Source organism: Microbacterium sp. NPDC091676 (genome assembly GCF_044756645.1).
Taxonomy (GTDB): Bacteria; Actinomycetota; Actinomycetes; order Actinomycetales; family Microbacteriaceae; genus Microbacterium; species Microbacterium paraoxydans_D.
Map to the genome: position 1 here is coordinate 1,616,388 of NZ_JBIVTI010000001.1, position 11,931 is coordinate 1,628,318.

At 70.7% G+C, this 11,931-nt stretch carries 10 protein-coding genes and 1 tRNA gene; 4 read left to right on the forward strand and 7 right to left on the reverse strand.

Annotated features, from left to right (window positions below; translation table 11 throughout):
• Positions 1–27: 27 nt before the first annotated feature.
• Both ACIQID_RS08000 and ACIQID_RS08005 read left to right on the forward strand, forming a co-directional pair.
• Positions 28–2,064 (forward strand): bifunctional aldolase/short-chain dehydrogenase, encoded by a 2,037-nt coding sequence (locus ACIQID_RS08000; RefSeq protein WP_400283604.1) that lies wholly within the window; start codon positions 28–30, stop codon positions 2,062–2,064.
• A complete protein-coding gene (locus tag ACIQID_RS08005; protein WP_400283607.1) occupies positions 2,061–3,503 on the forward strand; it encodes a rhamnulokinase family protein in 1,443 nt (480 codons plus the stop codon). The genes ACIQID_RS08000 and ACIQID_RS08005 overlap by 4 nt, the downstream gene beginning before the upstream one ends.
• Positions 3,504–3,510: 7 nt before the next feature.
• Here ACIQID_RS08005 and ACIQID_RS08010 read toward each other — a convergent pair whose 3' ends face one another.
• The 4 genes from ACIQID_RS08010 to serS form a co-directional block, all read right to left on the reverse strand.
• Positions 3,511–4,770 (reverse strand): LCP family protein, encoded by a 1,260-nt coding sequence (locus tag ACIQID_RS08010; RefSeq protein ID WP_312673759.1) that lies wholly within the window; start codon positions 4,768–4,770, stop codon positions 3,511–3,513.
• 48 nt (positions 4,771–4,818) lie between these two features.
• Positions 4,819–4,903 (reverse strand) — tRNA-Ser (locus ACIQID_RS08015).
• A 42-nt stretch (positions 4,904–4,945) separates the two neighbouring features.
• Positions 4,946–5,767, reverse strand: coding sequence for an HAD hydrolase family protein (locus ACIQID_RS08020; protein ID WP_312673760.1), 822 nt, complete (start codon positions 5,765–5,767; stop codon positions 4,946–4,948).
• Positions 5,764–7,068 carry a serine--tRNA ligase gene (gene serS / locus ACIQID_RS08025; protein ID WP_331202246.1) on the reverse strand — a complete coding sequence of 435 codons (1,305 nt, stop codon included), beginning with the start codon at positions 7,066–7,068 and terminating at the stop codon, positions 5,764–5,766. The genes ACIQID_RS08020 and serS overlap by 4 nt, the downstream gene beginning before the upstream one ends.
• A 98-nt stretch (positions 7,069–7,166) precedes the next feature.
• Here serS and ACIQID_RS08030 point away from each other — a divergent pair, with 98 nt between their 5' ends.
• Positions 7,167–8,165, forward strand: a complete 999-nt coding sequence (locus ACIQID_RS08030; RefSeq protein ID WP_400283612.1) for a diacylglycerol/lipid kinase family protein — start codon at positions 7,167–7,169, stop codon at positions 8,163–8,165.
• A gap of 14 nt (positions 8,166–8,179) precedes the next feature.
• On the opposite strand, the gene ACIQID_RS08035 is transcribed toward ACIQID_RS08030, so the two are convergent.
• The 3 genes from ACIQID_RS08035 to ACIQID_RS08045 all read right to left on the reverse strand — a co-directional run bounded on the left by ACIQID_RS08035 (position 8,180) and on the right by ACIQID_RS08045 (position 10,707).
• Entirely contained in the window at positions 8,180–8,926 is a 747-nt protein-coding gene (locus ACIQID_RS08035; protein ID WP_400283615.1) for a hypothetical protein, read from the reverse strand.
• Between the two features lie 57 nt (positions 8,927–8,983).
• A complete protein-coding gene (cls, locus tag ACIQID_RS08040; protein WP_312673767.1) occupies positions 8,984–10,444 on the reverse strand; it encodes a cardiolipin synthase in 1,461 nt (486 codons plus the stop codon).
• Between the two features lie 89 nt (positions 10,445–10,533).
• Entirely contained in the window at positions 10,534–10,707 is a 174-nt protein-coding gene (locus ACIQID_RS08045) for a hypothetical protein (protein WP_167627854.1), read from the reverse strand.
• Positions 10,708–10,819: 112 nt separating this feature from the next.
• Here ACIQID_RS08045 and ACIQID_RS08050 point away from each other — a divergent pair, with 112 nt between their 5' ends.
• Positions 10,820–11,929, forward strand: coding sequence for a DUF4192 family protein (locus ACIQID_RS08050; RefSeq protein WP_400283619.1), 1,110 nt, complete (start codon positions 10,820–10,822; stop codon positions 11,927–11,929).
• Positions 11,930–11,931: the final 2 nt, after the last annotated feature.

The following is an 11,931-nucleotide window of genomic DNA, read 5'->3' on the forward strand; positions in this document are numbered from 1 at the left end:
TTTTTCACTCACGAACCGAGGACTCGCATGACGAACCCCACCGCCGCCGCACTGATCGCGCGGAGCAACCGCCTGGGCGCCGACCCGAAGAACACGAACTACGCGGGCGGCAACACCTCCGCCAAGGGCACCGAGATCGACCCGGTGACCGGGCAGCCGGTCGAGCTCCTCTGGGTGAAGGGATCCGGGGGCGACCTCAGCACCCTGACCGAGGCCGGCCTGGCCGTCCTCCGCCTCGACCGCATGCGCGCGCTCGTCGACGTCTATCCGGGCGTCGAGCGGGAGGACGAGATGGTCGCCGCCTTCGACTACTGCCTGCACGGCAAGGGCGGAGCCGCCCCTTCCATCGACACCGCCATGCACGGCCTGGTCGACGCCCCGCACGTGGATCACCTCCACCCCGACTCGGGCATCGCGATCGCCACCGCCGCCGACGGCGAGGAACTCACGACGACGATCTTCGGCGACCGCGTGGTCTGGGTGCCGTGGCGCCGCCCCGGCTTCCAGCTCGGACTGGACATCGCGCAGATCAAGGCCGCGAACCCGCAGGCCATCGGCACGATCCTCGGAGGCCACGGCATCACGGCGTGGGGCGACACCTCGGAGGAGGCGGAGGCGAACTCCCTGTGGATGATCGACACCGCCGCCGCGTACATCGCGGAGCACGGGTCTCCCGCACCGTTCGGCAGCACCCGATTGGGCTTCGAGGCCCTGCCGGAGCCGGAGCGCCGCGCCAGGGCCGCCGCCCTCGCCGGGACCATCCGCGGTCTCGCGTCGACGGACAAGCCGATGGTCGGCCACTTCACCGACAGCGACGTGGTCCTCGACTTCCTGGCCTCCGAGAAGGCTCCGGCCCTCGCCGCCCTCGGCACGAGCTGCCCCGACCACTTCCTGCGCACCAAGGTCAAGCCGCTCCTCCTCGACCTGCCCGCGACGGCGACCGTGGAGGAGCAGACGGAACGCCTGCGGGAGCTCCACGCCGCCTACCGCGCCGACTACCAGGCCTACTACGACGCGCACGCGACCGCCGAATCGCCCGCGATCCGAGGGGCGGATCCGCTCATCGTCCTCGTGCCGGGCGTCGGCATGTTCTCGTACGGGGCGAACACGCAGACCGCGCGGGTCGCCGGCGAGTTCTACGTGAACGCGATCAACGTGATGCGCGGCGCCGAGGCGCTGTCGAGCTACTCCCCCATCTCCGACGCCGAGAAGTTCCGCATCGAGTACTGGGCGCTGGAGGAGGCGAAGCTGCAGCGGATGCCGAAGCCGAAGTCCCACCAGGGCCGCATCGCGCTCGTCACCGGCGCCGCGAGCGGCATCGGCAAGGCCATCGCCACCCGCCTGGCCGCGGAGGGCGCCTGCGTCGTCGTCGCCGACCTCGACCTGGACAAGGCCAGGGCCGCGGCCGCCGAGCTCGGGAACGAGGACGTCGCGATCGGCGTGGCCGCCGACGTCGCCGACGCCGATGCGGTGCAGGCCGCGATCGACGAGGCGGTGCTCGCGTTCGGCGGCCTCGACCTCGTCGTGAACAACGCCGGCCTCTCGCTGTCGAAGCCGCTGCTGGAGACGACCGAGAAGGACTGGGATCTCCAGCACGACGTGATGGCGAAGGGCTCGTTCCTCGTCTCGAAGGCGGCAGCCCGGGTGCTCATCGATCAGGGGCTCGGCGGCGACATCGTCTACATCTCCTCCAAGAACTCCGTCTTCGCGGGCCCGAACAACATCGCGTACTCGGCGACGAAGGCCGACCAGGCGCACCAGGTGCGGCTGCTCGCGGTGGAACTCGGCGAGCACGGCATCCGGGTCAACGGCATCAACCCCGACGGCGTGGTCCGCGGTTCCGGCATCTTCGCCTCCGGCTGGGGAGCGAACCGGGCGGCCACGTACGGCGTCAAGGAAGAGGACCTCGGCCAGTTCTACGCCGACCGCACGATCCTCAAGCGCGAGGTCGTCCCGGAGAACGTCGCGGACGCCGTCTTCGTGTTGACCGGTCCGGAGCTGAGCCGGACCACCGGGCTGCACATCCCCGTCGATTCCGGCGTCGCCGCGGCGTTCCTGCGATGACCGACGACCGCTCGCCCGCGACCGCACGGCACGTCCGTGCAGTCGCGGCGGTGGATCTCGGCGCCACGAGCGGCCGGGTGATGATCGGCCGCGTGGGGCCCGGGGTCCTGGAGCTCGAGCCGGTCTCCCGCTTCCCGAACGGCCCGGTCGTCCGCGCCGACGGTCTGCACTGGGACCTCGACGCCCTCGTCGCCCATGTGCTCGACGGCCTCGCCGACGCCCTGCGCCGGGAACCGGCCATCGAGTCCATCGGGATCGACTCGTGGGCGGTCGACTACGGCCTCCTCCGCACCGGCGAGCTGCTCGCCGAGCCGTTCCACTACCGCGACGAGCGCACCGCTCGCGGCGTGCACGAGGTGCACGCCCTCGTCCCCTTCGACGAGCTCCACGCCCGCAACGGCCTGCAGTTCCTCCCGTTCAACACGCTCTACCAGCTCCGGGCGGACGAGCTCCGTCACGACGCCGACACCGCGCTCCTCATCCCGGACCTCCTCGCCTTCCTCCTCACCGGCGCCCGCGTCGCCGAACGCACCAACGCCTCGACGACGGGGCTGCTGGACGTGACGGCCGGCACCTGGGACCGGGCGCTCGCGACGCGCCTCGGCATCGACGCCTCTCTCCTGCCGGACCTCGTCGATCCCGGCACGGTCATCGGTCGGCTGCGCCCCGAGGTCGCGGAGCGCATCGGCGCGGATCTGCCGGTGATCGCCGTCGGCTCGCACGACACCGCGTCGGCGGTGGTCGCCGTCCCGATGACCTCGCCCCGGGCCGCGTACATCTCCTGCGGCACCTGGGGGCTGGTCGGGGTCGAGCGGATCGAGCCGATCCTCACGGCGGCGGCGAGGAACGCCAACTTCACCAACGAACGCGGGGTGGACGACCGGTTCCGCATCCTCCACAACGTGACCGGGCTGTGGCTGCTCAGCGAGACGGTACGGGCCTGGGAGGCCGAGGACGGAGCCCCCATCGACCTCTCGGAGCTGCTCGCCGAGGCCGCCGCCGCGGCGCCGCCGTCGGCGGTGTTCGATGCGAACGACCCCGCGCTCTCGGCCCCCGGCGACATGCCGGTGCGCATCAGCGATCTCCTGCGTGCGCACGGCGCCGCCGCCCCCACCTCGCGGCCGGCGTTCGTCCGGCTCGTCGTGGAGAGCATCGCGGCCGCGTTCGCCGATGCCGTGGGGAAGGCAGGGCGGCTGTCCGGGCAGTCCCTCGACGTCGTCCACCTCGTCGGCGGCGGGTCCCTCAACAGACTGCTGTGCCAGGCGACGGCGGACCGCACCGGGCTTCCCGTCCTGGCCGGACCCGTCGAGGCGACAGCCCTCGGCAACGTCCTCGTGCAGGCGCGGGCGCTCCAGGCGGCGCCGGCCGAGCTCTCGGAGCTCCGCGCTCTCGTGGCGACGACGCACCCGCCGACGGTCTACCGCCCGCGGAGCGCCTGAGGGCCGATCAGCGCACGTTGCCGTTCGAGCAGGTCTGCTGCGCGGCGGAGTTGCCCTTGATCGAATCGGGCAGCGCCACGACGTCCGGAGCGGTCGTCGGGGTCGGCGTCGCCTCCTGCGTCGGCGTGGTGGGCTCGGCGGGCTCGGTCGGAGTCGTCGGGTCCTGCACGACGACGCCGTCGTTGCTGGTGTTCTCGTGGGTGATCTGCAGCTGGGCGTTGGCCTCGATGGCGTCCCAGAGCGCGACGGCGGCCTCCTCGTTCGGCACGACCTTGTTCGGGTCGTTCCAGTCGGTCAGCGTCGGGTACTGCACGAACACGATGTCCTCGAAGGGCACCGACTTCACGGCGAGCGCGATCTGCACGATCATCATGGGATCGGCGAGCGACGTGCTCGTCTCCAGGTTCTGGATGCCGGTGTTGGCGAGCTTCAGCATGACCGGCACGTTGCCCAGCACCTCGCCGCTGATGAGCTTGCGGGCGAGGCTGGACATGTACTGCTGCTGGTTGCCGATGCGGCCGAGGTCGCTGCCGTCGCCGACGCCGTGACGGGTGCGGAGGAACTGCAGGGCTTCGAGGCCCTGCACGGTGTGGGTCCCGGCGGCCATGTCGAGACCGGTGTAGCGGTCGCGGATCGGATTGGCGAGGCAGACGTCGACGCCGCCGATCGCATTGGTGATCTCGATGACGCCGCCGAACGTCACGGAGGCGGCGAACTGCACCTCCTGGTCGGTGAGGGCGGAGATCGTGCGGACGACGCAGTTCAGTCCGCCGTCGGTGTACGCGACGTTCAGGGGCTGCTTGCTCATCGCGGCGGTGGCGTTGCCGTCCTCGTCCTCACAGGACGGGATGGGGATCATCAGGTCGCGGGGGAAGCTGACGACCGTGATCCGCCGCGGCTCCTCCGAGACGTGCACGAGCAGGTTCACGTCGTTGAGGGTGCCCTCGGCGTCGCCGCCCGTGCACCGATCGCCGAAGTACTGCTTGTAGTCGTCCTCGCACGTGTCGACGCCGGTGAGGACGAGGTTGAAGCCGCCCTTGTACTCCCCGATGTCCGGCGGCAGGTCTTCCTGGCCGTCGAGGTCGACGGCGTTCGCCGAGACCGTGCTCGAGAAGTCGAACCAGATGTAGGCAGCGACACCGATGCCGCTGACGAGAACGACCGCCATGCTGATCGCGAGGAGCTTGAGGAGCTGACTGGCGGCGCCGGGCGAGCGCAGCTGACCATGTCGTGCGACGGTGCGGCGGCGTCGGGTGTTCTCGCTCACTCGGGCCCTTTCGAATTCAGCGACGGCGGGGGTACCGCGCTCAGGAAGCGGAGGGTGTGGGATTCGAACCCACGAGACATCTCTGCCCACTGGTTTTCAAGACCAGCTCCATCGGCCGCTCGGACAACCCTCCCGACAGAAACATCTGCCGACCAGGCGCGAGTCTAGCCGAGTTCTATTCTCCTGCGTCGACCTGGGCGGGTGCTGGAAGCGTGTTCAGAGCCGCCGCCAGCCCTCCCTGCTCGACGTCGGCGGTCACCTCGCCCGCGGCGTCCTTGACCTCGGCCGGCGCCTGACCCATCGCCACGGCGCGACCGCCGCCGATGCGCGCCCAGCCGAACATGCCGATGTCGTTGCGTCCGTCGCCGGCGACGAGGACGCGGGCCGCATCGAGGCCGAGCTCGTCGCGCACGCGCTCCAGCGCCGTGCCCTTGTCCACGCCCTGCGGGGCGATGTCCAGCCACGCCGTCCAGCCGATCGCATACGAGACCTCGTTGAGTCCGGCGTCGGCGACGAGACGGTGGAAGTCGTCCTCGTCGTGTCCCGGCGAGACGACCACGATGCGAGAGACGGGGAGGGCCCCGAGCTCCTCGAAGTCGACCTGTCGTCCGCCGTCGAGCGTCCAGTCGTCGAGCTGCTCGGTGAACAGCCGCTGCCCCGACCCGAGCTCGACCATGTAGCGGGCGTCCGGGAGGCGCTCCTGGAGCAGTGCGAGCACCGGCGTCGGGTCGAAGGTCTCGACGTGCCAGCGCTCCCACTCGTCGCCGTCGCGCCGCATCGTCACGGCGCCGTTGGAGCACACCACGTAGTCGGCGGTCAGCCCGAGCTCCTCCACGTAGCGCCGCGTCGCCATCCAGCTGCGGCCCGTCGCGATGGTCACGACATGACCGGCGTCCCGCACACGGGCCACGGCCTCGGGCACGCCGGGGCTCATCGTCTCGTCCTGCAGCAGGATGGTCCCGTCGACGTCGAGGCCGACCAGCCAGGGGGCCGTCATCGGGTGGCCTGCTCGTCGGCGAGCGGGCGGATCACCTCGAGTCCGCCGAGGTAGGGGCGCAGGACCTCGGGAACCCGCACCGAGCCGTCCGCCTGCTGGTGCGTCTCGAGCAGGGCGACGATCCAGCGCGTGGTCGCGAGCGTGCCGTTGAGGGTCGCGACGTGCTGGGTCTTCGCCGCCGTGCCGCCCTCCTCCGCCGCGGGGCGGTACCGCACGTCGAGACGCCGTGCCTGGAAGGTCGTGCAGTTCGACGTGGAGGTCAGCTCGCGGAACGCGCCCTGCGTGGGCACCCAGGCCTCGATGTCGTACTTCCGCGCCGCGCTCGACCCGAGGTCTCCCGCGGCGACGTCGATCACCCGGTAGGCGAGGCCGAGCGAGGTCAGCATCTCCTCCTGCAGCGCGACGAGCCGCAGGTGCTCCGCTTCGGCGTCCTCGGCGGTCGTGTAGACGAACATCTCCAGCTTGTTGAACTGGTGCACGCGGATGATGCCGCGGGTGTCCTTGCCGTGCGAGCCCGCCTCTCGGCGGTAGCAGGTCGACCATCCGGCGTAGCGGAGGGCGCCGGGCGCGAGGTCGACGATCTCGTCCTTGTGGTACCCGGCGAGAGCGACCTCGCTGGTGCCGACGAGGTAGAGGTCGTCGTCCTTGTCGAGGTGGTACACCTCGTCGGCGTGCTCGCCGAGGAAGCCGGTGCCCTGCATGATCTCCGGACGCACGAGCGTGGGCGTGATCAGCGGCACGAAGCCGTTCTGCAGCGCCTTGTCGAGGGCGAGGTTCATGAGCGCGATCTCGAGGCGCGCACCGATCCCGCGCAGGAAGTAGAAGCGCGCGCCGGAGACCTTGGCGCCGCGCTCCATGTCGATCGCGCCGAGCATCTCCCCGAGTTCGAGGTGATCCCGCGGCTCGAAGTCGAACGCCGGCACCTCCCCCACGCGACGAAGCTCGACGAAGTCCGCCTCCCCGCCGGCGGGGACACCGTCGATGACGACGTTCTCGATCCGGGCGAGGGCCGCGGCCGCGGCGTCGGCGGCCTCGTTGGCCGCGTGCTGGGCCTGCTTGACCCGGTCGGCGAGGTCCTTGGCCTGCGCGACCAGGGCGGCCTTCTCCTCCTTGGGCGCCTTCGCGACCAGCTTGCCGAACGCGTTCTGCTCCGCACGCAGCTCCTCGAAGGCGGCCAGTGCCGCGCGGCGCGATCGGTCGGCCTCGAGTGCGACGTCGACGGTGCTCTGGTCGTTGCCACGGGCAGCCTGCGAACGGCGGACGATCTCCGGGTTTTCGCGGAGGAGTGCGAGGTCGATCATTCCGCAAGTCTACGAGGTGCGCGGCGAGGGACCGGGCGGTGGGGTTTTCCCTCCACCGGCGTCCCGCCCCTCGGACGATGCCGGTCTAGAGTAGCGCCATGGCCACGAGTCCTCCCGTTCTGAAGCAGGCGGCGCTCGTGTACAACCCCGTGAAAGTCGACGGGAAGCGCCTGCGGGCACAGGTCCGCGATCTGTCCCGTGAGGCCGGGTGGGACCACCCCGCCTTCTATCCCACGACGGTGGAGGATGCCGGCCAGGGAGCGACGGCCGAGGCGCTCGCGCGCGGTGTGGATGTCGTGCTCGTGGCCGGCGGAGACGGGACGGTGCGCGCCGTCGCGGAGGCGATCGCCGACACCGGGGTCCCCCTCGCCATCCTGCCGAGCGGCACCGGGAACCTGCTCGCCCGGAACCTCGGCCTTCCCCTGGCCGACCCGGCGGAGATGATCCGCGCCGCCCTCGGCGACTTCCGTCACCCGATCGACATCGGCTGGGCGCGGATGACCAGGGCGGACGGCTCCGAGGAGGAGCATGCCTTCGTCGTGCTCGCCGGCATCGGTCTCGACGCCGACATGATCGCGAACACGCGAGCCGACCTGAAGAAATCCGTCGGCTGGATCGCCTACGTCGACGGCGCCGCCCGATCCCTCCCGCGCGCCAAGCCCTTCCGGGCGGTGTACCAGATCGGCACGGGGCGCCTGCACTCCACGAAGGTGCACAGCATCCTGTTCGCGAACTGCGGCACTCTTCCGGCCGGCATCTCCCTCATCCCGGACGCCTCCATCACCGATGCGACCCTCGACGTCGCGGTCATCCAGCCGACGGGCGTGCTCGGCTGGCTCGGAGTCTGGCGCAAGATCTGGTGGGACAACTCCGTGCTGCGTCGCTCACGCGCCGGCCGGTTCGTGCTCGAACGCCGTGGGACGGATGCCTCGGTCCACTACTTCCGCGGCGCTCGTGCCGAGGCCGCTGCGTCGGCGCCCACACCGGTCGAGCTCGACGGGGACGAGTTCGGCGAGGCCGTCCACGTCACCTGTCGGGCCGATCCGGGCGCGCTTCTGCTCGCCCTGCCCACCGGTCACCCGGTGCACATCCTCTGACGAGGGCGTCCGGCTCAGCGGACCTCGACCGTGCCGTCGAGACCCCCGCCGACGAGCGTCAGCTCGAACGGGGCGTCATCGTCGACCTCGTCCTCGGGGAACTGGATCACCGTGGCCCGCGGCGCCATGTCCATGGTGCACACCTGATCCTCGTCCGTGACGAACGTCGCCGTCCCCGTCGTGCCTTCCGCCTCGACCGACTCGACGACCGGAGCGCAACTGGAGGAGCCCCAGGTCAGGAGGACCAGACCGCCGTCGTCGAACCAGGCCGCAGACGGCTGGTACTCGGTGGACGAACCCGGGGTCGCCGTGGCCGCGGGGTCGCCGTCGACATCGATCTCGTCGATCAGATCACCGTAGGTCACCACCAGCGTCACGTCCTTCGTCGGATCGACTCCGTCCGGCAGCGCACCGAGGCTGGCTCGCGGTGCGAGGTCGGCCGTGCAGGCCTGCTCCGTCGCGCCGTCGCCTTCCGGCTCGACGAGCGTCACGGAGACCCGCTGCCCCTCGGCGGAGACCTCGTCCACCTGAGGGAGGCAGGTCGACGACCCCCAGCTCACGACGGCGAACATCCGTCCGTCGTCGAGGAGCGCTCCATCCATGTCGTCCTGGTCGTCGGTGCTCCCGGCGCTTCCCGGGCCGCTGGAGGGGTCGGACGTCGAGTGCGGTGCGGCTCCGCCGGGGCCCACCGTGCAACCGGCGAGGACGAGTGCCGCGGCGAGCGCGGAGGACACGGCGAGCACGAGCCTGCGGGGAGTCATGTCCTCAGGCTAGCGGCGGGTTCCGCTCCCCGGAACCGGGGTTGACGGATCGAGAGATCACTGCAGCGCGGACGTGAGCCGCGCGAGGTTGTCGAGCACGGTGGAACGCAGCGGCTGCTGCAGCCACTCCTCGAGCGTCAGCTCCCGGCTCAGCGACCGGTACTTGTCCTCGACCTCGCGCATCTCGGCGACGAACTCCTCGCCGCGTACGAGCATCGACACCTCGAGGTTCAGGCCGAACGAGCGCATGTCCATGTTGCTGGAGCCGATGACGGCCACCTCGTCGTCGATCGTGAGGCTCTTGGTGTGGAGGATGTAGGGCTTCCGATACATCCAGATCCGCACCCCCGCCCGGAGCAGCGCCTCGTAGTAGCTGCGCTGGGCGTGGTAGACCATCGCCTGGTCGCCCTCTTCCGAGACGAAGAGCTGCACCTCGACACCGCGATCGACGGCCGCGGTGACCGCGAGCAGCAGGGCCTCGTCCGGGACGAAGTACGGGCTGACGATCATGATCTGCTTCTTCGCCGCGTACAGGAGGGCGAGGAAGAGCCGCAGGTTGTTCTCGACCTCGAATCCCGGGCCTGACGGCACCACCTGGCAGTCGAGGTCGCCGGAGCCGATGTTGGCGTGCGAGATGTCGATCTCCTCGAGCACGACGTCCGTCTCGCTGTACCAGTCGCTGAGGAAGATCGCGTTGACGCTCAGCACGACCGGTCCGTCCAGGCGGACCATCAGGTCGACCCAGTGCAGTCCCCGCCGGATGTTCTTCGGCAGGTTGTAGGTCGAGTCCGTGATGTTCTGCGATCCCAGGAAGGCGATGTTGCCGTCCACGACGAGGAGCTTCCGGTGGTTGCGCAGATCGGGGCGCTGCATCTTGCCCTTGAGCGGCTGCACGGGGAGCATCAGGTGCCACTCCGCGCCCATCTCGTTCAGGCGGGCGATGGTCTGGCGATAGCGCGGTTTGCCCCGGTTCGCCCAGTGGTCGAGGAGCACGCGCACGGCGACACCCCGCGCGGCGACCTCTTCGAGGGCGCGGAAGAAGTTGTCCGTCGAGTCGTCGGACTGCAGGATGTAGAACTCGACGTGCACGTAGTCCTGCGCGGTGCGGATGGCCTCCGCCATCTCGTCGAGCGACTCCTCGTAGTCGGAGATGAGATGGGCGCCGTTGTCGCCGGAGAGCGGCAGGGCCCCGAGACGCTGGTTCATCTGCACGATCGGCCCGAACCAGGCGGGGGCGTTCGGCCGCAGCGTCCCGAAGTGGAGGTGCTCGCTCGTCTCCGCGATGTACTGGTTGATCTGCTCCTGCTTGCGGCGCCGTGCCCGCGGCAGGCGCGGGTTGCCGATCAGGAGGAAGAGGAAGACCCCGACCACCGGGATGAAGAACACGGCGAGGAGCCAGGCCATCGCCGCGGTGGGGCGGCGATTGCGCGGGATCACGATGATCGCGGTGACGCGGATGATGATGTCGAGCACCAGGACGAAGGCGGCGACCCACCATCCCCAGGATTCCGCGGTCATCACGCCCCCTCACCCACACCGGGGATCGTCGTCACCCCGGGTCGCGCCGGACCCGGCGCGCTCGCTTCACAGTAGCGGATGGGTCGGACTCAAGCGCGCGGCGGCAGCCCGCGCGCGGCGCGTTCCTCGGCCTCGATCTGCGCGTGCACCTTGCGCTCGGTGCGATCGAACCGGAGGATGCCGCGGAGAACAACGAAGAAGACGATGCTGACGCCGACCGTCGGCAGGAGCGACCATGCCGCGGCGAGCCAGAAGTTGTCCATGCCTCCATCGTACGCGAGCGACTACTCGTGCACAGGCGCCGCTTCCCAGGAATCTCGTCCACAGCGCTCCCCGGGGAGCCCCCGGAGAGCGGGGACCCGCGACCCTCTCCTCATGACAACCGTGCTCCGCGCCTCCGACTCCGCCCAGTTCCTCGGCATCGTGCCCGCCCTCGCCGGCTTCACCCCCCGGGAGAGTCTGGTCCTCCTCCCCTTCCACGGCACACGCAGCGACGGGGCCATGCGCCTCGACCTCCCCGATCACGTCATCCCCGTCCTGCACTACGCCGCGGCGGCGGTCGATCTGGCCGTCCGTGTGCCGGGGACGGACGCGATAGCCGTCGTGGTCTACACCGGCGACGCGGCGCAGCACACGCCCGACGGCCTCGTGCTGCCGCACGCGGTGGCCGTCGACACGCTTCTCGGCTGTGCGGAGGCGGCGGGCCTGCGCGTGGTCGAGGCCCTGTGCGTGACGCCGGAGGGCTGGTGTCGATACGACGAGACCGATCCGCAGCTGCACCCCTTGACGGACATCGTTCCGCCGCCCGGGGCCGCTGCGCTCGGCGACGTCTCGGGCGACCAGTTCGCCGGAGCGGCGCTGCCGGCCGCCTCCGCCGCGGAGGCCCGGCGGGTCGCCCGTATCCTGCGCGGCCTCGACCGCACGCTCGGCCCGGAGCGCACGGCGCACGCCGGCGAGCCGCAGGTGATCGCGGCGGTCGCCCTGCTCGACGACATCCCCGCGTTCCTCGAATCGGTACTCGAGGCACCGGATCCGCTCCCGCCCCTCTCCACCGCGGCACTCGTGTGGTGTCTGGGACGACCACCGGTCCGCGACACGGCGATCGCCCAGTGGGCGACCGATCACCGTCAGGGCATCCGCACCATGGAGGCGCAGCTCGCCTTCGCCGCCGCCGGGTCCCCCGTGCCCGACGACGTCGGGCGCGTGTTCCTCGGTCGCGGCACGGCACCGGACGGCGAGCGGCTCCGCACCGCGCTCCGTACCGTGCGCCAGGCCGCAGCACAGGCGCCGCGGGAGGCTCGCCCCGGCCCGCTGACCGTCGCGGCCTGGTTGTCCTGGGCTCTCGGGCGCGCCACGCATGCGGGCCGCTACCTCGACATGGCGCGCGACATCGACCCGACGTACAGTCTCGCGTTGCTGCTCGACGCCATGATCGGCGGGGCGGTGCTGCCGGAGTGGGCCTTCCGCAGGGGGCGCGGAGAGTGAGC